Here is a 22,718-nt window from a genome sequence, read left to right as displayed (position 1 = left end):
GTGGCCCGGATCAGTTCGCGAGGGGGGCGGTGAGTTTCCGCGCGCCTTGGTAACTCCCGCCGGAGAGCGCACAGGTGACGGTATGTCGACCCGCCTGGTAGTCGGCCAGGGTCGGGTAGAGCTCGTAGTACTGGAGGGCGGTCCCCCCGGACTGCCTGCGGTAGGCGGCGGCGTCGATCGGCTCACAGAGCGTCAGCGCGCGGCTGACGATCGCCGGGTAGGAGCTCAACCCGGACGGCAGCGTGGCCAGCTGGGTGACCTCCGCGTCGTGCGGAGCGGTGCAGGGGCGCTTCGCGAGCAGCGAGAGCGTGCGGGTGAAGGCGGGGGAGTCGAAGCAGTCGCCGGGCTGGAGCGAGATGTAGGCGAAGGTGTTCGGCAGCGACGGCGTCGGGCTGGGTATCGGGGTGGGCGTCGCCTTCGTGGGCGAGGGGGTGGCCACGGGCTTCGGCTGCGCGAGGGCTTTGGGCGGCTTGGCCTGCAGAGCCAGCGTCACCGCGATCGCGACCACGACCAGCACGGCGAGAAGGCCTGCGGCCAGCCTGATCCGCGCGCTGCGCGGTCCCCCGAGGAGCGTCATGGGGAACAGAATGCCGGGCGCTCCGCGCGCTGGACAGGGTGCGTCGCTCATGGGCAACGGGGAAGCTGCACGCCCCTGGGGTAGTGCGACTTCCCCGTCGCGGATAATGAAGCCATGTCCGCCTCACCTGCCGTCCCGAACACCACCGATCTCGATCCCGCCGTTGCCGTACGGCTCAAGCGGGATGCGAACGGGCTGGTCCCCGCCATCGCTCAGCAGTACGACACGGGCGAAGTGCTGATGATGGGCTGGATGGACGACGAGGCGCTGCATCGCACCCTCACCACCGGACGCTGCACCTACTGGAGCCGCAGCCGGTCCGAGTACTGGGTCAAGGGCGACACCTCCGGGCACGTGCAGGTGGTCAAGTCCGTGGCGATCGACTGCGACGGCGACACCCTCCTGGTCAAGGTCGACCAGCACGGCGCGGCCTGCCACACCGGTGACCGGACCTGCTTCGACGCCGGTCAACTGCCGGTCGCCACGGCGTGAGCCGGTACGCTCCGACGCATGACCAGCGGTAGCGTCACCCCCGATCTCGACACGTTCCGCAAGCTCGCCGTGGATCGCCGGGTGATCCCGGTGACGCGGCGGCTGCTCGCCGACGGGGACACGCCCGTCGGCGTCTACCGCAAGCTCGCGGGGGAGCGGCCGAACACCTTCCTGCTGGAGAGTGCGGAGCAGGGGCGCGCCTGGTCGCGTTACTCGTTCGTCGGGGTGCGCTGCAGCGCGTCCCTCACCGTCGGCGCCGACGGCAACGCGCGCTGGCTCGGGACGCCGCCCGTCGGGGTGCCGACCGAGGGCGATCCGCTGGTCGTGCTGCGGGCGACCATCGAGGCCCTGCGCGGGCCGCGCGACCTGCACCAGGGCGGGGAGTTGCCGCCGTTCACCGGCGGCATGGTCGGCTACCTCGGCTACGACATCGTCCGGCGGCTGGAGAAGCTGCCGAGCCTCACGCCCGACGACCTCGGGCTGCCCGAGCTGACCATGCTCTTCGCGGACGATCTCGCCGTCCTGGACCACAAGGACGGCTCGGTCCTGCTGATCGCCAACGCGGTCAACCGCGACGCCCAGCCGACCGGCGTCGACGCCGCCTACGCCGACGCGGTCGCCCGGCTCGACGCGATGACCGCCGACTTCGGCCGCCCCGCCGACGTCGGGGCCGCGACGCTGACGCCGGTCAGCTCCGTCGAGGCGGTCTCGCCGTTCGGCGGCGCCCCGTACCGGGCGGCGGTGGAGACGGTGAAGGAGCGGATCCGCGCGGGCGAGGCGTTCCAGGTGGTGCCCTCGCAGCGGTTCGAGGTGGACTGCCCGGCCAGCGCGCTGGACGTCTACCGAGTGCTGCGGACCACCAACCCCAGCCCGTACATGTACCTCTTCCGCTTCGCCGCCGCCGAGCCCGGCGGCCTGCCGTTCGACGTGGTCGGCTCCAGCCCTGAGGCGCTGGTCAAGGTCGAGGACGGCGAGGCGATGGTGCACCCGATCGCCGGCACGCGCCCGCGCGGCACGACGCCCGAGCACGACGCGGACCTCGCCGCCGAGCTGCTGGCCGACCCGAAGGAGCGGGCCGAGCACCTGATGCTGGTCGACCTGGGCCGCAACGACCTGGGCCGGGTCTGCGCGCCGGGCAGTGTCGAGGTCGTCGACTTCATGACGATCGAGCGCTACAGCCACGTCATGCACATCGTCTCCACGGTCACCGGCAAGGTCGCCCCGGAGCGGAGCGCCTTCGACGTGCTGACCGCCTGCTTCCCGGCCGGGACGCTCTCGGGCGCGCCCAAGCCGCGCGCCATGCAGATCATCGAGGAGCTGGAGCCGACCCGTCGTGGTCTCTACGGCGGCTGCGTCGGCTACTTCGACTTCGCGGGGGACGCGGACACCGCCATCGCCATCCGCACCGCGCTGATCCGGGACGGCAAGGCCTACGTCCAGGCCGGGGCCGGGGTCGTGGCCGACTCGGTTCCCGAGAACGAGGACGCGGAGTGCCGCAACAAGGCGGCGGCGGTGCTGCGCGCGGTCGCCTCGGCGGCCACCCTGCGTCCGGTCGCGTCGGCGGCGCAGGGCACACTGGAGCGGTGAACCCCGAAGCGCCCGCCCCCTCAGACCCATCAGCTTCAGACTCGGCAGCTTCAGACCCCGCAGCTTCAGGGCCGGCAGCCGCCGCCCCGTCCCGGTCCGGCAGCCGACGCAGCCTCGCGGTGACGCTGTTCCTCTCGGTCCTCGGAGCGGCGCTGCTGCTGGTCGCGGCAGGGCAGGGCTGGGTCTCCGGCGAGGTCCAGGCCCAGGGTGTGACCCGGACGGTGACCGCCGACGGCGGCGAGGTCAGTGGCCTGCCCGGCGCGATGGCGCTGGTCGGGCTGGCCTCGGTGGTCGCGGTCTTCGCGGTGCGGGGCAGGGCACGGGCGGTGCTCGGCGCGCTGGTCGCCCTGGCGGGCGCGGGCGCGGCGTACACCGCAGTCGCGGCGATGGCGAACTCGGGCAGCTCGGCGCTGGACGCGAAGGCTGCCCGGGCGATAGGGCTGGCGAACGTCAGCGCCACCGGGATCTCCGACTCGGCCTGGCCGTGGGTCGCCGTGCTCGGCGGGGTGCTGCTGGTGCTGGCCGGTCTGCTGACCGTCGCCAAGGGCGCCGCCTGGCCGGGCATGTCCGCACGCTACGACGCCCCGGCAGGTGCCGAACCGGCCCGCCCGAAGCGCGCGCCCGCGGCGGAACCGACCCACTCCCCGGCCGACCTCTGGAAGGCTCTGGACCGGGGTGAGGACCCCACTGCAGGCTGACCCGGGCGATACGGGACAATGGACCAGGAGAACTCTCCCGGGCGGGAGAGTCCTATGAACGAGGAGCAGTAATGTCGGCAAACTCCCACGGATCCACCACGGCCGCCTGGACCGCAGTCGGCGTCTCATTTGTGGGTTTCTTCGTTGCGGCCTTCGGGATGGTCATCCCGTCGCCGATCGTGGTCGCCATCGGCCTGGTCATCGCCGCCGCCGGTGCGCCGGTCGGCAAGATGATGTCCGCCGCGGGCTTCGGCAAGAAGCCGAGCACGCACGCGAGCATCGTCGACCCGATGGTGAAGCGGGAGCCGGTCAGCAACGGCGCGTCCGTCTGAACCGTCTGACTCGTCCGACTCGTCCGAGCGACTCCTCGGTTCCACAGGCGCGGCGGGTCCCTACGGGTTCCGGCGCCCGCGCCGCGTGAGAATCGGTGTATGACTTCTTCGGCCTCCGCGCCCGTGCCGCAGTCAGTACCCTCACTGCCGTCACTGGGCCGGAGGCTTGCCGTGCCCTTGGCGCTGATCGGGGGCACGGCTGCGGCCACGGGCTACGTGGCCGCTGTGGACCCGAACCAGCCCGGCCACTACCCGGTCTGCCCCTTCCTGCGGCTCACCGGCTGGTGGTGCCCCGGCTGCGGCGGCCTGCGCGCGGTGCACGCGCTGACCCGTGGCGACCTCGCTGGCGCGCTCCACGACAACGCGCTCGGCGTCGCCTTCTGCGCCGCGCTGCTCGGCGGCCTGGTGCTCTGGGCCTCCCGCGAGGTGCGCGGACTGGCGCGCCCACAGCCCCGGTTGGGCCGTACGGGGACGCTCGCGCTGCTCGCCGTCGTCCTCGTCTTCACCGTCCTGCGCAACCTTCCCACCGGCGCGTTTCTTGCTCCCTGAGCAGGTCAAAGGCCTGTTGACGGTGTCCGTCTGGCGAGACCGGGATGCGCTCGATGCGGGGTTGAACAGGCAGGACGGATACCATCGACGCAGTTCATCGAACACTGGAATCCGACAGTTGTCGGAAGCCGAGCTGAACCGGTGACGTCCGATCCGAGGAATTCCCGAGTGAAGAGGGGCGCCCGAGTGAGCGTGCTCGACGAGATCATCGCCGGTGTCCGTGAGGACCTCGCCGAGCGTCAGTCGCAGGTGTCGCTGGACGAGCTCAAGGAGCTGGCCGCGAAGGCCCCGGAGGCCAAGGACGGCGTGGCCGCACTGGGCGGCGAGGGAGTGGCCGTCATCTGTGAGGTCAAGCGCTCCAGCCCCTCCAAGGGCGCGCTGGCCGCGATCGCCGACCCGGCCGCGCTGGCCGCGGACTACGCGGCGGGCGGTGCCGCCGCGATCTCCGTGCTGACCGAGCAGCGCCGCTTCGGCGGCTCCCTGGCCGACCTCAAGGCGGTCCGCGCGGCAGTCGACACGGCCGTCCTGCGCAAGGACTTCATCGTCACCGCCTACCAGCTGTGGGAGGCCCGCGCGTACGGGGCCGACCTGGCCCTGCTGATCGTCGCCGCGCTGGAGCAGCCCGCCCTCGTGTCGCTGATCGAGCGCGCCGAGTCGATCGGCCTGACCCCGCTGGTCGAGGTCCACGACGAGGAGGAGGTCGCCCGCGCGGTCGACGCCGGCGCGCGGATCATCGGCGTCAACGCGCGAAACCTGAAGACCCTCGAGGTCGACCGCAACACCTTTGCGCAGGTGGCGCACGCGATCCCGGCCAACGTCCTCAAGGTCGCCGAGTCGGGCGTCCGCGGCCCCCACGATCTGATCGCCTACGCGAACGAGGGCGCGGACGCGGTCCTCGTCGGCGAGTCGCTGGTCACGGGCAAGGACCCCAAGTCGGCGGTCGCCGACCTCGTTGCGGCAGGCGCGCACCCGGCGCTGCGGCACGGGCGGTAGTTGCACCGACTGTCAGGTCGGGGCCCTACCTCGCAGGGTGGCTTGTCGCGCGCGCAGTTGATCAAGCAGAGCCCCGCGCCCCTGAGGTGTTGCAACTGCCTGCGGGAGCGAACAGATATGATCGTCCCGTGACCTCCCGTTCCCCCCATCAGCCCGGCTATGCCGGCCTGCAGCGCGGCTGCAAGCCGCGTGGGTGTCGTGCGCCGGCAAGGCGCGTGTTGGGGCGACGGGTTCGGTATGTGATCGGTGCGGAGCCCGGTCAGGTTCCGGGGCGGCGATGGCAGCGCACGCGCCACGCCAGCCGTCCCAGTTGACCCCCGTCTTCATCTTCACGCATACCTTCACAAGGGAACACCCATGTCCGACGTGACATCCGTCCCCGACGCGCGCGGCTACTTCGGCGCGTACGGCGGACGCTTCATCCCGGAGGCGCTCGTCGCCGCCGTGGAGCAGGTGGCCGACGAGTACGAGAAGGCCAAGGCCGATCCCGCCTTCGCCGCCGAGCTGTCGACCCTGCTCAAGGACTACACCGGCCGTCCGAGCCCGCTGACCGACGTCCACCGCTTCTCCGCGGAGGCCGGGGGCGCGCGCATCCTGCTCAAGCGCGAGGACCTGAACCACACCGGCTCGCACAAGATCAACAACGTCCTCGGTCAGGCCCTGCTGACCAGGCGGATGGGCAAGACCCGCCTGATCGCCGAGACCGGCGCCGGTCAGCACGGCGTGGCCACCGCCACCGCCGCCGCGCTCTTCGGCATGGACTGCACCATCTACATGGGCGAGGTCGACACCCAGCGCCAGGCGCTGAACGTCGCCCGGATGCGGATGCTCGGCGCCGAGGTCGTGCCGGTGAAGTCCGGCAGCCGGACGCTCAAGGACGCGATCAACGAGGCCTTCCGCGACTGGGTCGCCAACGTCGACAACACCCACTACCTCTTCGGCACGGTCGCCGGGCCGCACCCGTTCCCGATGATGGTCCGTGACTTCCACCGGGTCATCGGCCAGGAGGCGCGCGCGCAGGTGCTGGACCGGACCGGGCGGCTGCCCGACGCCGTCGTCGCCTGCGTGGGCGGCGGGTCCAACGCGATGGGCGCGTTCTACGACTTCATTCCCGACGCCGGGGTCCGGCTGATCGGCATCGAGGCGGCCGGTGAGGGGGTGGAGACGCCCAAGCACGCGGCCACCCTGACCAAGGGCGACCCGGGCGTGCTGCACGGCTCGCGCACCTACGTGCTGCAGGACGAGGACGGCCAGACCATCGAGTCCCACTCGATCTCCGCCGGTCTGGACTACCCCGGCGTCGGCCCGGAGCACGCCTTCCTCAAGGACTCCGGCCGTGCCGAGTACCGGCCGTGCACCGACGCGGACGCGATGAACGCGCTGCGGCTGCTCTCGCGCACCGAGGGCATCATCCCGGCCATCGAGAGCTCCCACGCCCTCGCCGGGGCGCTGGAGTTGGGCCGCGAGTTGGGCCCGGACGCGGTGATCCTGGTCAACCTGTCCGGTCGTGGCGACAAGGACATGCACACCGCTGCGCAGTACTTCGGCCTGCTCGACGACTCGACCCTGGAGTCGATCTCCGACTCGACCTCCGACGCGACCTCCGGCGGTGCCAAGTGACGAACGCCCTGCTGACCACCACCCTGGCGAACGCCAAGGAGGAGAACCGGGCCGCGCTGATCGGCTACCTCCCGGCCGGCTTCCCGACCATCCCGGGCGCGGCCAAGGCCGTGCAGGCGCTGATCGACGGCGGCGCGGACGTGGTCGAGATCGGTCTGCCGCACAGCGACCCGGTCCTGGACGGCGCGACCATCCAGACCGCTGACGACATCGCGCTGCGCAACGGCATCCGGATCAAGGACGTGCTGGCCACGGTCCGCGAGGTCACCACGGCCAACCCGACCGTGCCGATCCTGGTGATGACCTACTGGAACCCGGTGGACCGCTACGGTCAGGCCCGCTTCGCCGCCGACCTGGCGGCGGTGGGCGGGGTCGGCTGCATCCTGCCGGACCTGCCGGTCGAGGAGGCGGAGGAGTGGCTCGCGGCGGCGGCCGAGCACGGGCTGGCGACGGTCTTCGTCGTCGCGCCGTCCAGCCAGGATCAGCGCCTGGCGCTGATCACGGCCAAGGGCACCGGCTTCGTCTACGCGGCGGCGGTCATGGGCGTCACCGGGACCCGTACCCAGGTCGGGGCGATGGCCGAGGACCTGGTCGAGCGCACCCGCCGGACGACGGACCTGCCGGTCTGCGTCGGCCTGGGCGTCTCCAACGCCGAGCAGGCGGCCGAGGTGGCCGCCTTCGCGGACGGCGTGATCGTCGGGTCGGCCTTCGTACAGCGCATGCTTGACGCTCCGTCGGAGGACGTGGGCTACGCGGCCGTCCGCGAGCTCGCCGCGGAGCTGGCCCAGGGGGTCCGCAAGCGGTAGGTCCGCAAGCGGTAGGTCGGCAAGCGGTAGGCCCGGTGCGGGACGATCGCAGGATCGACGTGCGGAGGGCGCGGCAGCTCGGTGACGGGCTGCCGCGCCCTCACTCGTTCCGGTGATACGGCGCGTGGCGTGCCCCGGGGTGGCCTTCATTCTCGTTCATGATCCGGCACGTGACGTGCAGAAGCAGTCACATGAGATCAGGAACGTGATCAGAAACGTGATCAGCATGATCCGTCTGGTCAGAAGGAGGCTCCGCTGTGGCAGCAAGTCCTCAACGCGCCAGGGTGGTCCGCGCCGCCGTCGCAGCGGTCGTGCTGGTCGCGGCGCTCGTCGCCGAGGCAGACCTCGACTCCGCACTCGCCCAGGCCCGCGCCCACCATCGCGGCACTCACGGACACCACCACCATGCGACCGCACATCACGGCAGGCCGTCGGCGAAGCCCAAGCCCCAGCCGGTGGCAAGGCCGGTAGCAAAGCCGGTGGCAAAGCCGCAGCCGGGCCAGGCCGTTCGCGACATCGCGGACCGTACGGTCGCGCTCGGGCTCCCGGCGCGCCTCGACGACGACGGCACCAGCATCGACGTCGGCTACGCCGACGCGCCCGTCCAGCTCACCCTCTTCGAGGACTACCGCTGCGACAACACGGGCCCGTTCGAGAACCTCCAGGGGCCGACGCTGCGGATGCTGATGGCGCATCACCAGCTGCTTGTCCACTACGTGATCGAGTCGTCACTCGACGAACGCCTGCCCGGTCCCGGTGCGGTCCTCGCCGCGGACGCCGCCCGCGCCGCGCTCGCCCACGGCGGGTTTCCGCTGTTCCACGCGCTGCTCTATGTCAACCAACCCGCCGAGGAGGTGGACGGGTTCACCCCTGTGCGGCTGCTCGACATCGCCTCGCAGGTGCCGGGGCTGCGCAGTGCGGCGTTCGACGCCGAGGTTCGCACGCTCTACTGGAAGCCCTGGGTCGACGCCGCACAGCACCTCTACGACACGTCAGGTGTGCACCACGGCACTCCGTCGATGCTGCTCGACGGTACCGAGGTCGACCTGTGGGCGCACCCGGAGCTGTTGAACGATCCGGGCGCGCTGCAGCGATTTGTCGAGAATGCAGCGAATCACGAGCAATGATCCGAGCCGGTTGCGCCTGATCCGGCAGGATTAGTCCGTATTGCCCAAGAGGGCGTCAGAGGGAGGCGAGCACCGGTGATCACAGAGCAGCCGGCCCACACGCCGGGCCGGACCGCCGGTCCGGACGGGCGGTGGGCCGGGGCGATGCCATGGATCAGCACGGTCGTACGACTCGGGTTGGCAGTGGTCTGGGCCTGGGCCGGACTGGCCAAGATCTCCGATCCGGAGGCCGCGGCACAGGCGGTCCGGGTCTACCGGATCCTGCCGGAGTCCCTGGTCAACCCGATCGGTTACGGCATGCCGTTCCTGGAGCTGGCCCTGGCGTTGCTGCTGGTGGTCGGACTGGGCACCCGGATCGTCGCGGTCATCTCCGGGGTCCTGTTGCTGGTCTACATCGCCTCCATCGCGTCCGTCTGGGCGCGTGGGATCGCGATCGACTGCGGGTGCTTCGGCGGGGGCGGCGCGGTAGCGGCCTCGCAGACCGAGTACTGGCAGGAGATTCTCCGCGACTGCGGATTCCTGCTGCTGGTGGCCTGGTTGGTCTGGCGTCCCAAGAGCCGCCTCTCCCTCGACGCCTGGCTGGCCGGCTGAGCAGGCAGCCCCGTCCCCGCGCACGACGCAGAACCGAGCAGACAGATGACAGACGAACTGATGAGTCAGAAGAACGACGAGAGCAAGCGCAGCGCCCGCGCCAAGATGCTGGAAGAACGCGCCAAACAGGAGGCCAAGGCCCGGAAGAAGCGTCAGTACGGCATCATCGGCGCCGTGCTGGCCGTCATCGTGGTCCTGGTCGCGATCGGGATCGTGATCCAGAACGGCCGCTCCAGCAGCTACAACGCCTCGAGTCAGGCACCCGGCGGCACGATCGGGAACACCAGGCTGGTGGTCCCGGTCGGCGCGACCGACGCGCCCTCGACGGTCACCGTCTACGAGGACCCGCGCTGCCCGGCCTGCGAGCAGTTCGAGACCGGCATGAAGCAGACCATGAACAAGCTGCTGGCCGAGGGCAAGATCCAGGTCCAGTACCACGTGGTGTCGTTCATCGACACCCACGACAACGGCTCCGGGTCGAAGAACGCGGCCAACGCGCTGGGCTGCGCGCAGAACGCCGGCAAGTTCCACGACTACCACGACGTCCTCTACGCCAACCAGCCGGACGAGACCAACGACGCCTGGGCCGACAAGACCATCCTGATCAGTCTGGCCAAACAGGTCCCCGGGCTCGACTCGCCCAGCTTCGAGTCCTGCGTCAACGGCAACGCCTACGGCAGTTGGGTCACCGCCGTGGAGACCGACTTCAACAAGTCCGGCTACACCTCGACGCCGACCGTGTTGCTGAACGGCACCCCGGCCTACCCGAGCTACAAGAACCAGCAGATCTCGCCCGCCGCCTTCACCACCTGGGTGGACGCGGCGAACAAGGGCAAGCCGCTGGGCACGCTCCCGGCCGCCAGCGCCCAGGCCCTGGCCTCGCCGACCGCCCACAACAACCCGGCCGCCCCGAGCCCGAGCGGTTCCTGACGAAGCATCAGTCAACGCGGGGCTGATCCGGCACAGGTCCGATTCACCTACCTGGGCCGGATCAGCCCCGACTGCATTCCGGCGGCGATCGCGGCGGTGCGGCTGTCCACGCCGAGTTTGTCGTAGATGTGGACCAGGTGCGTCTTCACGGTGGCCTCGCTGATGAAGAGCCGCTTGGAGATCTGACGGTTGGCCAGCCCCTCGGCCAGCAGCTCCAGGATCTCCGTCTCGCGCGGTGACAGCGTCGGCCGTTTGGACCGGACCCGGCCGAGCAGCCGCGCCGCGACGGGCGGGGCCAGCACCGTGTCCCCCTTGGCTGCCGCCCGCAGCGCTGCGGCGAGCTCCTCCGGCGGGGCGTCCTTGAGCAGGTAACCGGTGGCCCCGGCCTCGACGGCGGAGAGGATGTCGGCGTCGGTGCTGTAGGTGGTGAGGATCAGCACGGCCGGCGGGTCCGGCAGGGACGTGATCCGGCGGGTGGCCTCCACGCCGTGCATGCCGGACCCCATCTGAAGGTCCATCAGCACCACGTCCGGGCGCGGACTGCCCTCGGCCTCGAACCGCTCCAGCAGTCGCAGTGCCTCGGCTCCGTCGGCCGCCTCACCCACCGGCTCCAGCTCAGGCAACTCGTCCAGCATGGACCGCAGGCCGCGGCGGACGACCGGGTGGTCGTCGACGAGCAGGACGGTGATCACAAAAGGGCTCCGGTAGGGCAGGGGCGGCAACGGGACGTCGGGGGCAGCGCGTGGCTCAGCGGGCCGGTATCGGGGGAGCGTCGAGCGCGGTGAGCGGGAGCGCGACGGCGACGGCGGTGCCCTCGCCCGGGCTGGACTCGATGGTGAGGCTGCCGCCCAAGTCCGCGATCCGCTCCCGCATCCCGTGCAGGCCGAAGCGCGGACGCACGTCGGTCGCGTCAGGCACGGCCGAGGCGGCGAAACCGATGCCGTCGTCGAAGACGTCGAGGGTGACCTGGTCGTCCAGGTAGGCCAGGGTGACCGCGGCACGGTGGGCACGGGCGTGGCGGCGGACGTTGGCCAACGCCTCCTGGGTCATCCGCAGCAGGGCGACCTCGGCTTCGACCGGCAGCGGATACGGCTCGCCGTCCAGATGGAACGCGACCTCGGGCGTCGGGCCGAACCCGGCGGTGACCCGGCGCAGCGCCTCCGCCAGCGTCGCGTCCTGAAGCGGCGGCGGGGTCAGCGCGGCCACAAAGCGGCGTGCCTCGGCCAGGTTGGCGCTCGCCGTCGCGCCGATCTCGCGGACCCGCTCGCCCGCGGGGCCGTCGGCCGCCGCGGACGGCAGCGCGGACTCCGCCGAGCGCGCCAGCAGCACGATGCTGGAGAGGCCCTGGGCCAGGGTGTCGTGGATCTCGCGGGCCAGCCGCTGCCGTTCGGCCAGCCGCCCGGCCTCACGTTGGGTCGCGGCCAACTCGTCACGGGTGCGGACGAGATCGTCGATCAGCGCCTGGCGTCTGCGGCTCTCCTTGTACAGCCCGGCGTAGCCGTAGGCGGTCAGCACCGCGACGGCCGCGCCCGCGCAGGGGCCTATCACCTTGGCCGCCGTCAGTCCGCCCGACGTGCCGGACTGGGCGGCGATGACCACGCCCGTCACCAGCAGCACGGCGGGCAGCGACAACCGGGGCGGCAGCAGGTGCAGATAGAGGAAGTAGAGCGGAAAGGCGACGTACCCCGCCGACGGCGAGACCGCGGCCAGCGCGACCCAGAGCACGGTGATCGTGCCGAGCCAGACCAGCATCGGCGTCCGCGACGCGTCCGGGCCACCGCCGCCCTGCCGCGCGAACCGGCCGCCCACCGCGTAGGCGACGCCGAGCGCGACCCCCCACGACCAAGCGGCGACCCCGCCGCCCACACAGCCGACCACGAGCAGCGCGTAGAACATCGCGTGCAGCGCCACCCGCATGACCCGGAGCGCGGGCATCCGCGCCGGATCGTGCTGGTCGGGGTGCGCGGGACGCGCGTCGGTGCTGCTCATGCCGTCGACCCTACGTCCCACCACCGACAGGACGACGGGCCCCGGCATCAACCATTCGGTTGATTCGGGACCGACCGTCTCCCTGATGGAAAGCGGCGTCGAAAACGCGAGCGTGGAGTACATAAGCCCACACCCGGAAGCCGAGTCGGCACCATCGAGGAGTCCACACCGTGTTCGTCGCCCTGCGTGACATCCGCTTCGCCAAGGGGCGCTTCGCCCTGATGGGCGCGGTCGTCACGCTCATCACCACGCTGGTGGTCTTCCTCTACGGACTCACCGGCGGCCTCGCCTCCGACGCCTCCTCGGCGATCGCGCAACTGCCCGCCACCGACCTCGTCTTCGGCGCACCCGGCGGCGCGACGCCGGAGGTGTCGTTCAGCAACAGCGGCATCAGTGCCGCCCAGCAGCGGGCCTGGGAGTCGGCGCCCGGCATCGGCTCGGTGCAGCCGCTCGGGGTGGCCATGTCCCGGCTGACCGGCGGCTTCGGCGCGACCGCGGTGAGCGTGCTCGGCGCGCCCGCGGGACTGACGCCGCCGCTGGCCTCGGGCGTGGCCCCGGAGGCGGGACAGGTCGCGGTGAGCCGGAAGGTCGCGTCGGCGGACGGGATCAAGGTCGGCGACCAGGTCGGCGTGGGTGGGCGGACGCTCACCGTCTCCGGCATCACCGACGACCGCTCCTACGGCCACGCCCCCAGTGTCTGGACACCCCAGGCCACCTGGCAGCAGGTGACCGGTGCGCAGCAGCCCAACGCGCTCGCCGTCGACCCGGGCACCGCCGACACCGCCGCGCTGGACAAGGCGCAGAACACCGACATGGTGACGCGCGGCGCCGCGCTCTCCGGCATCGACGGCTTCTCCGCCGAGCAGGGCAGCCTGCAACTGATCCAGGGGTTCCTCTTCGCGGTCAGCGCGCTGGTGGTCGGCGCGTTCTTCACCGTCTGGACGGTGCAGCGCCGGGCCGACATCGCGGTACTGAAGGCCGTCGGCGCGTCCAGCGCCTACCTGGTCCGCGACGCCCTGGCACAGGCGCTGGCGATGCTGCTGGGCGGCGCGCTCACCGGAGCGGTGATCGGCTTCGGCGGCGGAGCACTGCTGGGCGGCACCGGGATGCCGTTCACCCTCAGCGCGGCGACGGTCGCGGTGCCCGTCGTCGTCATGGTCGTGCTGGGCCTCGCCGGTGCGGCCCTCGCCGTGCGCCGCATCACCTCCGTCGACCCGCTGACCGCGCTGGGAGCCAACCGATGAGCCGACCGATGAGTCTCGTCCTGTCCGACATCGTCCTCACCTACCCCGACGGCGACCGTCGCCTCACCGCGTTGGACCGCGTCTCGCTTGAGGTGGGCGCGGGGGAGTTCGCCGCCGTCGTCGGCCCGTCCGGTTCCGGCAAGTCCAGCCTGCTCGCCGTCGGCGCGACGCTGCTGACGCCGGACAGCGGACGCGTTCTGATCGCGGGGCAGGACGCGTCCGCGATGGACGGACGACAGCGCACCGCGCTGCGCCGGGACCGGATCGGCATCGTCTTCCAGCAGTCCAACCTGATCGCCTCGCTCACCGCCGTCGAGCAGTTGCAGGCCGTGGCCCACCTGCGCGGCGGGAGGCCGCGGGCGGTCGCGGCGCGTGCCGAGGAGCTGTTGGCCTCGGTCGGCCTCACCGACGGCAAGCAGCACCGCCGCCCGCACCAGCTCTCCGGCGGCGAGCGCCAGCGCGTCAACATCGCGCGGGCGCTCTTCGCGGAGCCGTCGGTGCTGCTGGTCGACGAGCCGACGTCCGCGCTGGACCACGAGCGCGGCGAGCAGATCGTCGCCCTGTTGGCCCGGATCACCCGCGAGCACGGCACGGCGACGGTGATGGTCACCCACGACAAGGCACAACTCGCCGCAGCCGACCGGGTTCTGGAGATGGCCGACGGCCGGCTTGCCGAGCTGACGGCAAGGGTGCCGCGCGCTTAGGCAAGGAAGGCCTAACTTCCCAGGTCAGAGGCGTGGTTAGGCAGTCCTGCCTTGCTGGAAATGAGCGCGCGAGCACGTTACTTTCATCGACGTGACCACGATGATGCCCATGAGCGCCCAGGACATAGCCGAGACCGCAGAGGCCTACAAGCACGACCACCGCGACGTGAACGGTGGCTGGCTGCGCCCGGCGGTGTTCGGTGCGATGGACGGCCTGGTGTCGAACTTCGCGCTCATGTCCGGCGTGGTCGGCGGCCACGCGAGCAACAACGTGGTGGTGCTGACCGGCCTGGCCGGCCTCGCCGCCGGTGCGTTCTCGATGGCGGCCGGCGAGTACACCTCCGTTGCCTCGCAGCGCGAGCTGGTGCAGGCCGAGCTCGAGATCGAGCGCCTGGAGCTGCTGCGCAACCCGCAGGAGGAGCTGGCCGAGCTGGCCCAGCTGTACGTCGACCGCGGCGTCGAACCGCACCTTGCCTTCGAGGTCGCCCAGCAGCTGAGCGCTGATCCCGAGCGCGCGCTCGACGTCCACGCCCGCGAGGAGCTGGGCATCGACCCCGACGACCTCCCGTCGCCGCTGCTCGCGGCGGTCTCGTCCTTCATCTCCTTCGCGCTGGGTGCGCTGCTGCCGCTGCTGCCCTACCTGCTGGGCGCGACGTCGCTGCTGCCCGCGGTGGTCCTGTCGATCGCCGGGCTGTTCCTCTGCGGCGCGGTGGTCAGCAAGGTCACGGCGCGGACGTGGTGGTTCGGCGGGTTCCGCCAGTTGGCGCTCGGGGGCGCGGCGGCGGGAGTGACGTTCCTGCTGGGACAGCTCATCGGCGGACACATCGGCTAGTGCCGCCCACGCGGCGGAGCGCATCTCAGCAGAGCCGCGCCCAGCGGGGCCCCGCGCCCCAGACGTTTTGCAACTTGCCGCTCTGCGGATCTCACCCTGCGTGGTTTTACTCACACGCGACAAACACGTGAAGGGTCTGTTTCGCGAGCCCAGCGATCGGGCACACTTGCGAGGACGTCCGAATACCCCGTGACCCTGGGTGTGCGACGTGACGGGAACCTCCTTCTTCCAAAGGCCGCACCCATGGCCTGGATCCGCCGGTAAGTCCACATCGTGGACTTGAAAATCCACTGAGTGGAATCTCCGGCAAGATGTAACCTGCACCACCCGCACACGCTAAGGGCCAGCGTCGTCCCGGATGCGCATGTGAATTGACTCCATGCCGAATTCCGACGACGGGAGAGCCGATGCTGCCTGCGTCTTCGCGCCCCGCCCCCCGCCCCTACGCGGCCTTGGCGGATGCGCGCCCCGCCAAGCAGGGCCTGTACGACCCGAGCAATGAGCACGACGCCTGTGGCGTCGGGTTCGTCGCCTCACTGAGCGGAGTCGCCGAGCACCGCATCATCGAGCAGGCGTTGACCGTCCTGCGCAATCTGGAACACCGCGGCGCCACCGGCGCCGAACCGGACTCCGGCGACGGCGCCGGCATCCTGACCCAGATCCCGGACGCGTTCCTCCGCGAGAAGTCCGCCGAGCTCGGGTTCGAGCTGCCCGCCCAGGGCCGCTACGCCGTGGGTATCTCGTTCCTGCCGGACGACGACGCCGCCGACGCGGCGGCTGTCTCGGCCATCGAGACGATCGCGTCCGAAGAGGGCCTGACCGTCCTCGGCTGGCGTGACGTCCCGGTCAGCCCGGACCTGCTGGGCGCCACCGCCCGTTCGGTCATGCCGCGCTTCCGCCAGCTCTTCGTCGCCGACGCCGAAGGCGCCAAGGCGGGCCTGGAGCTGGACCGGGTGGCATTTGTGGTGCGCAAGCGCGCCGAGCGCGAGGCAGGGGTCTACTTCCCCTCCCTCTCCGCGCGCACCCTGGTCTACAAGGGCATGCTGACCACCGGGCAGCTGGAGCCGTTCTTCCCGGACCTCTCGGACCGCAGCTACGCCTCCGCGCTCTGCCTGGTGCACAGCCGCTTCTCCACCAACACGTTCCCGAGCTGGCCGCTGGCGCACCCGTACCGGTTCGTCGCCCACAACGGTGAGATCAACACCGTCAACGGCAACCGCAACTGGATGATCGCCCGCGAGTCGCAGCTCGCCACGGACCTGATCCCGGCCAACGCGAACGGGCAGGGTCTGGACCGGATCTTCCCGATCTGCACCCCGGGCCACTCCGACACCGCCTCGTTCGACGAGGTGCTGGAGCTGCTCCACCTGGGCGGACGCTCCCTGCCGCACGCGGTGCTGATGATGATCCCGGAGGCGTGGCAGAACCACGCCACCATGGACCCGGCCCGCCGCGCCTTCTACCAGTTCCACTCGAACCTGATCGAGCCCTGGGACGGCCCGGCCTGCGTCACCTTCTCCGACGGCACCCAGGTGGGCGCCGTGCTCGACCGCAACGGCCTGCGTCCGGCGCGGTACTGGGTCACCACCGACGGCCTGGTCGTGCTGGCCTCCGAGGTCGGCGTGCTGGACATCCCGCAGGACCAGGTGGTCCGCAAGGGCCGGCTGCAGCCGGGCAAGATGTTCCTGGTCGACACGGCCGAGGGTCGGATCGTCGACGACGAGGAGATCAAGTCCAAGCTGGCCGCCGAGCACCCGTACGCGGAGTGGCTGCACGCGGGCTCGATCAAGCTGGACGCGCTGCCCGAGCGCGAGCACGTCGTGCACACCCACGCGTCGGTGACGCGTCGTCAGCAGACCTTCGGCTACACCGAGGAGGAGCTGCGGGTCATCCTCGCGCCGATGGCGCGGACCGCCGGTGAGGCGCTGGGATCGATGGGCACCGACTCGCCCATCGCCGCGCTCAGCTCCAAGCCGCGGCTGCTCTTCGACTACTTCTCGCAGCTGTTCGCGCAGGTCACCAACCCGCCGCTGGACGCGATCCGCGAGGAGCTGGTCACCTCGCTCGGCTCCAACCTGGGGCCCGAGGGCAACCTGCTCCAGGCCGAGGCCGCCTCCTGCCGCTCCGTCGTGGTGCCGTTCCCGGTCATCGACAACGACGAGCTGGCCAAGCTGATCCACATCAACGCGGACGGCGACCTGCCCGGCCTCAAGGCCGTCACGCTCTCCGGCCTCTACCGGGTCTCCGGCGGCGGCGAGGCGCTGGCTGACCGGCTGGCGGAGATAGCGGCCGAGGCCGACGCGGCGATCGCCGACGGTGCGCGCCTGATCGTGCTCTCGGACCGCCACTCCGACGCCGAGCACGCGCCGATCCCGTCGCTGCTGCTCACCGCGGCCGTGCACCACCACCTGATCCGCACCAAGCAGCGCACCCACGTCGGCCTGATCGTCGAGGCCGGCGACGTGCGCGAGGTGCACCACGTGGCGCTGCTGATCGGCTACGGCGCCGGCGCGGTCAACCCCTACCTGGCCATGGAGTCGGTCGAGGACCTGGTCGCCCAGGGCACCTTCATCGACGGCATCGAGCCGGAGAAGGCGATCGGCAACCTGATCAAGGCGCTGGGCAAGGGCGTGCTCAAGGTGATGTCCAAGATGGGCATCTCCACCGTCGCCTCCTACCGCGGCGCGCAGGTCTTCGAGGCCATCGGCCTCGGCCAGGACCTGGTGGACGCCTACTTCACGGGCACCACCACCAAGCTCGGCGGCATCGGCCTGGACGAGATCGCCAAGGAGAACGCCGCCCGCCACGCCCAGGCCTACCCGGCCTCCGGCATCGCCGCCGCGCACCGCCGTCTGGAGATCGGCGGCGAGTACCAGTGGCGTCGCGAGGGTGAGCCGCACCTGTTCGACCCGGACACGGTCTTCCGGCTGCAGCACGCCACCCGCACCAAGCGGTACGACATCTTCAAGCAGTACACCTCGCGCGTGAACGAGCAGTCCGAGCGGCTGATGACGCTGCGCGGCCTCTTCAAGTTCAAGGACGCGAGCGAGTTCGAGCCGGGCGAGGGCCGTGCCCCGATCCCGATCGAGCAGGTCGAGTCCGTCGCCGACATCGTCAAGCGGTTCTCCACCGGCGCGATGTCCTACGGCTCCATCTCCCTGGAGGCGCACGAGACGCTCGCCATCGCCATGAACCAGCTGGGCGGCAAGTCCAACACCGGTGAGGGCGGCGAGGACCCGGACCGCCTCTACGACCCGGCGCGCCGCTCCGCGATCAAGCAGGTCGCCTCCGGCCGCTTCGGCGTCACCAGCGAGTACCTGGTCAACGCGGACGACATCCAGATCAAGATGGCCCAGGGCGCCAAGCCCGGTGAGGGCGGCCAGCTGCCCGGCCACAAGGTCTACCCGTGGGTGGCCCAGACCCGGCACAGCACCCCCGGTGTCGGTCTGATCTCCCCGCCGCCGCACCACGACATCTACTCCATCGAGGACCTGGCTCAGCTGATCCACGACCTCAAGAACGCCAACCCGGCGGCCCGCATCCACGTGAAGCTGGTCTCCGAGGTCGGCGTCGGCACGGTCGCGGCGGGCGTCAGCAAGGCCCACGCCGATGTCGTGCTGGTCTCCGGCCACGACGGCGGCACCGGCGCCTCGCCGCTGACCTCGCTCAAGCACGCCGGTGGCCCCTGGGAGCTCGGCCTGGCCGAGACGCAGCAGACGCTGCTGCTCAACGGCCTGCGCGACCGGATCGTGGTGCAGACGGACGGTCAGCTCAAGACCGGCCGCGACGTGGTCATCGCCGCGCTGCTCGGCGCGGAGGAGTTCGGCTTCGCCACCGCCCCGCTGGTGGTCTCCGGCTGCATCATGATGCGCGTCTGCCACCTGGACACCTGCCCGGTCGGCGTCGCCACGCAGAACCCGGTGCTGCGCGAACGCTTCAGCGGCAAGCCGGAGTTCGTGGTGAACTTCTTCGAGTTCATCGCCGAGGAGGTCCGCGAGATCCTGGCCGAGCTGGGCTTCCGCTCCATCGAGGAGGCCGTCGGCCACGCCGAGTTCATCGACGCCACCGACGCGGTCGACCACTGGAAGGCCAGTGGTCTGGACATCGCCCCGCTGCTCCACGTCCCGGACACCGGCTCGGCGCTGCACGCCACCACCGTGCAGGACCACGGGCTGGACAAGGCGCTGGACAACCAGCTGATCGAGCTGGCCCGGGAGGCGCTGGAACACGGCGAGTCCGTGAAGATCGAGCTGCCGGTCCGCAACGTCAACCGCACCGTCGGCACCATGCTCGGCCACGAGGTGACGAAGCGTTACCGCGGCGAGGGTCTGCCCGAGGGCACCATCGACGTCACCCTCAGCGGCTCGGCCGGCCAGTCCTTCGGCGCGTTCGTGCCGCGCGGCGTCACGCTGCGGCTGGAGGGCGACGCCAACGACTACGTCGGCAAGGGTCTCTCCGGCGGCGTGGTCGTGGTCCGTCCGGCCAAGGACGCCTCCGCGATCGGCGCCGACGCGCAGAACCACGTCATCGCGGGCAACACCATCGGCTACGGCGCCACCTCGGGCCGGATCCACCTGCGCGGCAAGGCCGGTGAGCGGTTCGCGGTCCGCAACTCCGGCGCCACGCTGGTCGTCGAGGGCGTGGGCGACCACGCTCTGGAGTACATGACCGGCGGTCGCGTGGTCGTCCTCGGCGAGACCGGACGCAACCTGGCGGCCGGCATGTCCGGCGGCATCGGCTACGTGATGGACCTGCGCCCCGCCAACGTCAACGGCGGCATGGTGGGCATCGAGGCCCCCGACGCGGCCGATCGCGAGTGGCTGCGCGAGACGGTGCAGCAGCACTACGAGGAGACCGGCTCCACGGTGGCGGCCGAGCTCCTCGCCGACTGGGGCAGCGGCGTCTCCCGCTTCTCCAAGATCATGCCCACCGACTACAAGGCCGTGCTCGCCGCCAAGGACGCCGCCGAGCGAGACGGACTCTCCGAGTCCGAGACCACCCGCAAGATGATGGAGGCGGCTAATGGCTGACCCGAAGGGCTTCCTCACCACGCCCAAGCAGCTGGCCGAGAGCCGCCCGGTCGCCGAGCGCGTCCGGGACTGGAACGAGGTCTACGTCGAGCGCTCGCTGCTGCCCATCATCAGCAAGCAGGCCGGACGCTGCATGGACTGCGGCATCCCGTTCTGCCACAACGGCTGCCCGCTCGGGAACCTGATCCCCGAGTGGAACGACCTGGCCTGGCGGGACGACTGGAACGGCGCCATCGAGCGCCTGCACGCGACCAACAACTTCCCGGAGTTCACCGGTCGCCTCTGCCCGGCCCCGTGCGAGTCGGCCTGCGTCCTCGGCATCAACCAGGACCCGGTGACCATCAAGAACGTCGAGGTCACCATCATCGACAAGGCCTGGGACCGCGGCGGCGTCACGCCGCAGGTCCCGGACCGGCTCTCCGGCAAGACGGTCGCGGTCGTCGGCTCGGGCCCGGCCGGTCTGGCCACCGCCCAGCAGCTCACCCGGGCCGGGCACACCGTGGTGGTGTACGAGCGCGCCGACCGGATCGGCGGCCTGCTGCGCTACGGCATTCCCGAGTTCAAGATGGAGAAGCGCCACGTCAACCGCCGTGTCGAGCAGATGCGCGCGGAGGGAACCCGGTTCCGCACCGGTGTCGAGGTGGGCGTCGACATCACCGGACGCCAGCTGCGCGAGCGCTTCGACGCGGTGGTCGTCGCGGCCGGTGCCACCACGGCACGCGACCTGAACGTGCCCGGTCGCGAACTGCGCGGCATCTACCAGGCCATGGAGTTCCTGCCGCTGGCCAACAAGGTGCAGGAGGGCGACTACGTCGACTCGCCGATCAGCGCCGCGGGCAAGCACGTGGTCGTCATCGGTGGCGGCGACACCGGCGCGGACTGCGTCGGCACCGCGCACCGCCAGGGCGCGGCCTCGGTGACCCAGCTGGAGATCATGCCGCGTCCGGGCGACGACCGCCCGGCCGGGCAGCCGTGGCCGACCATGCCGATGGTCTTCAAGGTCACCTCCGCGCACCAGGAGGGCGGCGAACGGATCTACTCCGTCAACACCACCCACTTCAGCGGCGATGAGGACGGCAACGTCCAGGCGCTGCACCTGGTCGAGGTCGTGTTCAGCGAGGGCCGGTTCGAGCCGGTCCCCGGCAGCGAGCGGAGCATCCCGGCGCAGCTGGTCACCCTGGCCATGGGCTTCACCGGCACGGACCAGAAGAACGGCCTGGTGGAGCAGCTCGGCGTCGACCTGGACGCGCGTGGTAACGTCGCCCGCGACGACCGTTTCGCCACCAACGTCGATGGCGTGTTCGTCGCCGGTGACGCCGGCCGCGGTCAGTCGCTCATCGTCTGGGCCATCGCCGAGGGCCGCTCCGCGGCCAAGGCGGTCGATGCCTACCTCTCGGGCAGCGCCTCCACGCTGCCCGCCCCGATCCGCCCGACGGACCGTCCGTTGACCGTGTAATGACGCACTGACGCAACGACGTCTGCCGGGTCAGCCAGCGTGGCCTGCAACGGCGCCGGATCGCACGCGGCGAACACAGTGCTGATTGCGCTGGGCGGCACCAGCCCCCTGTCCCCGACCAGTTCGGGGGGCTGGTGCCGTTGTTCGTTCCCGGGGCTCAGCCGGGGTCAGCCGGGGTCGGCCGGGATCAGCGAACGGGCAGTTCGGGCATCCCGTCGGCCACGTCGAGCACCGTGCGGCCGTCCAGCGGATCGCTGAGGTGCACCGGGACAGGGAGTTCGGTCGCGCTCGCGGCGCAGACGGTGCCGGGAGGAATCGGCGCCGGGTCGTCGGTCGCGCCGACCACCACGACGTCCTTGGTCTCGTAGACCAGCCCCTTCGGCAGCGGCTGCTTGCCGCAGCCGGCGCCCACGCCGAGGGTGAGCGTGCGGCCGTCGGGGGAGACCCTGATCAGGCCGGCTCCCTCGTAGCCGTTGAGCCGGGGCGGATTGGACGTGCTCGGCACCGGCTCCGGCCGCACCGCCGGCACAGTGAACTCGCCCTGGTAGCCGGCGATGCGCAAGGCCCAGGCCGGAACGGTCGCCATGCCCTGGCTCGTGGGCAGGCGCAGCGTGGTCGCGCGGACGGCGGTCACGGTGAGCGTGGTCGTGCAGCTCGACGCGGGACACGGCCCGCCGCCACCTGCGACGCCCAGCGCGTCCGCCGGTTGCAGGCCAGGGAGCGTTCGGGTCGTGCCCCGGTCGAAGCGGACGGTCTGCTGCGCCGGACCGATGGGCGGTCGCACCGCGAAGCGGACCCTGCCTGTCGCGAAGGCCGCCTTGTCCGCCTGGGAGTGGAACGCGTCGGACGGGACGCGGACGCCGTCGCCCTGGGGGACGTAGCCGTTCTGCCACGTCTGCTGGAGCGGTGAACCGTCCCAGGCGGAAGCCAACGTGTCGGCGCGCACGGTGAACGGGTTCGGATCCGTCGGTGCGCCCTGCCTGGGCGCGGCCGTCGAGGAAGTCTGCACGGTTGTGGTCGTCGCGCAGCCCGCAGCGGCGGACAGCAGGACGGCGGCTAGGGCGAGGGCCCGGGAGGGACGCATGCCGGTGGGACGCGCCGCGTCGGGCCCCGGTTCCCGCACGGAAAGCCCGAGGGCCGGACCCGCCGCAGCGGATCCGA

21 protein-coding genes are annotated in these 22,718 nt (G+C 71.2%); 17 read left to right on the top strand and 4 right to left on the bottom strand.

All coding sequences use genetic code 11. The annotated features are described in order from the left end of the window. Nucleotides 1–10 precede the first annotated feature (10 nt). On the bottom strand, nucleotides 11–577 hold the full coding sequence (locus tag ABH928_RS10480; RefSeq protein ID WP_370064571.1) for a hypothetical protein: 567 nt from the start codon (nucleotides 575–577) through the stop codon (nucleotides 11–13). 114 nt (nucleotides 578–691) lie between these two features. On the opposite strand from ABH928_RS10480, the gene hisI reads away from it, so the two are divergent. The 12 genes from hisI (at nucleotide 692) to ABH928_RS10420 (ending at nucleotide 10,302) form a co-directional block, all read left to right on the top strand. Beyond that, nucleotides 692–1,069 carry a phosphoribosyl-AMP cyclohydrolase gene (gene hisI, locus ABH928_RS10475; protein ID WP_370064569.1) on the top strand — a complete coding sequence of 126 codons (378 nt, stop codon included), beginning with the start codon at nucleotides 692–694 and terminating at the stop codon, nucleotides 1,067–1,069. A gap of 18 nt (nucleotides 1,070–1,087) precedes the next feature. Then, nucleotides 1,088–2,656: an anthranilate synthase component I gene (locus ABH928_RS10470; protein WP_370064567.1), complete on the top strand. Its 1,569-nt coding sequence runs from the start codon at nucleotides 1,088–1,090 to the stop codon at nucleotides 2,654–2,656. Further along, nucleotides 2,560–3,354 (top strand): TIGR02234 family membrane protein, encoded by a 795-nt coding sequence (locus ABH928_RS10465; protein ID WP_370064565.1) that lies wholly within the window; start codon nucleotides 2,560–2,562, stop codon nucleotides 3,352–3,354. The genes ABH928_RS10470 and ABH928_RS10465 overlap by 97 nt, the downstream gene beginning before the upstream one ends. Nucleotides 3,355–3,425: 71 nt before the next feature. Continuing rightward, complete coding sequence (locus tag ABH928_RS10460) at nucleotides 3,426–3,686, top strand: HGxxPAAW family protein (RefSeq protein ID WP_370064563.1); 261 nt, start codon at nucleotides 3,426–3,428, stop codon at nucleotides 3,684–3,686. Nucleotides 3,687–3,785: 99 nt separating this feature from the next. Beyond that, nucleotides 3,786–4,235 carry a DUF2752 domain-containing protein gene (locus ABH928_RS10455; RefSeq protein ID WP_370064561.1) on the top strand — a complete coding sequence of 150 codons (450 nt, stop codon included), beginning with the start codon at nucleotides 3,786–3,788 and terminating at the stop codon, nucleotides 4,233–4,235. Between the two features lie 186 nt (nucleotides 4,236–4,421). Then, nucleotides 4,422–5,228, top strand: coding sequence for an indole-3-glycerol phosphate synthase TrpC (trpC, locus tag ABH928_RS10450; RefSeq protein WP_370064559.1), 807 nt, complete (start codon nucleotides 4,422–4,424; stop codon nucleotides 5,226–5,228). 86 nt (nucleotides 5,229–5,314) lie between these two features. Continuing rightward, entirely contained in the window at nucleotides 5,315–5,542 is a 228-nt protein-coding gene (gene trpM, locus ABH928_RS10445) for a tryptophan biosynthesis modulator TrpM (RefSeq protein ID WP_370064557.1), read from the top strand. Between the two features lie 43 nt (nucleotides 5,543–5,585). Then, the gene (gene trpB / locus ABH928_RS10440) at nucleotides 5,586–6,848 is read left to right on the top strand and encodes a tryptophan synthase subunit beta (protein WP_370064555.1); all 1,263 of its coding nucleotides are present in this window, start codon (nucleotides 5,586–5,588) and stop codon (nucleotides 6,846–6,848) included. Next, on the top strand, nucleotides 6,845–7,654 hold the full coding sequence (gene trpA / locus ABH928_RS10435; protein ID WP_370064553.1) for a tryptophan synthase subunit alpha: 810 nt from the start codon (nucleotides 6,845–6,847) through the stop codon (nucleotides 7,652–7,654). The genes trpB and trpA overlap by 4 nt, the downstream gene beginning before the upstream one ends. Before the next feature lie 257 nt (nucleotides 7,655–7,911). Next, the gene (locus tag ABH928_RS10430) at nucleotides 7,912–8,781 is read left to right on the top strand and encodes a DsbA family protein (protein WP_370064551.1); all 870 of its coding nucleotides are present in this window, start codon (nucleotides 7,912–7,914) and stop codon (nucleotides 8,779–8,781) included. Nucleotides 8,782–8,856: 75 nt separating this feature from the next. Continuing rightward, nucleotides 8,857–9,372 (top strand): MauE/DoxX family redox-associated membrane protein, encoded by a 516-nt coding sequence (locus tag ABH928_RS10425; protein ID WP_370064549.1) that lies wholly within the window; start codon nucleotides 8,857–8,859, stop codon nucleotides 9,370–9,372. A 60-nt stretch (nucleotides 9,373–9,432) separates the two neighbouring features. Further along, on the top strand, nucleotides 9,433–10,302 hold the full coding sequence (locus tag ABH928_RS10420; protein ID WP_370064547.1) for a DsbA family protein: 870 nt from the start codon (nucleotides 9,433–9,435) through the stop codon (nucleotides 10,300–10,302). Between the two features lie 47 nt (nucleotides 10,303–10,349). On the opposite strand, the gene ABH928_RS10415 is transcribed toward ABH928_RS10420, so the two are convergent. Both ABH928_RS10415 and ABH928_RS10410 read right to left on the bottom strand, forming a co-directional pair. After that, nucleotides 10,350–10,994, bottom strand: coding sequence for a response regulator (locus tag ABH928_RS10415; RefSeq protein ID WP_370064544.1), 645 nt, complete (start codon nucleotides 10,992–10,994; stop codon nucleotides 10,350–10,352). 55 nt (nucleotides 10,995–11,049) lie between these two features. After that, complete coding sequence (locus tag ABH928_RS10410; protein ID WP_370064542.1) at nucleotides 11,050–12,291, bottom strand: sensor histidine kinase; 1,242 nt, start codon at nucleotides 12,289–12,291, stop codon at nucleotides 11,050–11,052. Nucleotides 12,292–12,461: 170 nt separating this feature from the next. Here ABH928_RS10410 and ABH928_RS10405 point away from each other — a divergent pair, with 170 nt between their 5' ends. The 5 genes from ABH928_RS10405 (at nucleotide 12,462) to ABH928_RS10385 (ending at nucleotide 21,557) form a co-directional block, all read left to right on the top strand. Next, on the top strand, nucleotides 12,462–13,535 hold the full coding sequence (locus tag ABH928_RS10405; RefSeq protein ID WP_370064540.1) for an ABC transporter permease: 1,074 nt from the start codon (nucleotides 12,462–12,464) through the stop codon (nucleotides 13,533–13,535). Between the two features lie 8 nt (nucleotides 13,536–13,543). Further along, a complete protein-coding gene (locus ABH928_RS10400; RefSeq protein ID WP_370064538.1) occupies nucleotides 13,544–14,239 on the top strand; it encodes an ABC transporter ATP-binding protein in 696 nt (231 codons plus the stop codon). Nucleotides 14,240–14,348: 109 nt separating this feature from the next. Then, complete coding sequence (locus ABH928_RS10395; protein WP_370064536.1) at nucleotides 14,349–15,071, top strand: VIT1/CCC1 transporter family protein; 723 nt, start codon at nucleotides 14,349–14,351, stop codon at nucleotides 15,069–15,071. A gap of 482 nt (nucleotides 15,072–15,553) precedes the next feature. Further along, complete coding sequence (gene gltB / locus ABH928_RS10390) at nucleotides 15,554–20,101, top strand: glutamate synthase large subunit (protein WP_370065002.1); 4,548 nt, start codon at nucleotides 15,554–15,556, stop codon at nucleotides 20,099–20,101. Next, nucleotides 20,094–21,557: a glutamate synthase subunit beta gene (locus ABH928_RS10385; RefSeq protein ID WP_370064534.1), complete on the top strand. Its 1,464-nt coding sequence runs from the start codon at nucleotides 20,094–20,096 to the stop codon at nucleotides 21,555–21,557. Before gltB ends, ABH928_RS10385 begins: the two co-directional genes overlap by 8 nt. 187 nt (nucleotides 21,558–21,744) lie before the next feature. Here ABH928_RS10385 and ABH928_RS10380 read toward each other — a convergent pair whose 3' ends face one another. Next, nucleotides 21,745–22,566, bottom strand: coding sequence for a hypothetical protein (locus ABH928_RS10380; protein WP_370064532.1), 822 nt, complete (start codon nucleotides 22,564–22,566; stop codon nucleotides 21,745–21,747). Nucleotides 22,567–22,718 lie beyond the last annotated feature (152 nt).

Origin of the sequence: Streptacidiphilus sp. MAP5-3 (assembly GCF_041262505.1) — a bacterium.
Taxonomy (GTDB): domain Bacteria; phylum Actinomycetota; class Actinomycetes; order Streptomycetales; family Streptomycetaceae; genus Streptacidiphilus.
The sequence above is the reverse complement of the archived record's forward strand: the minus strand, read 5'-3'. Positions and strand labels throughout refer to the sequence as shown.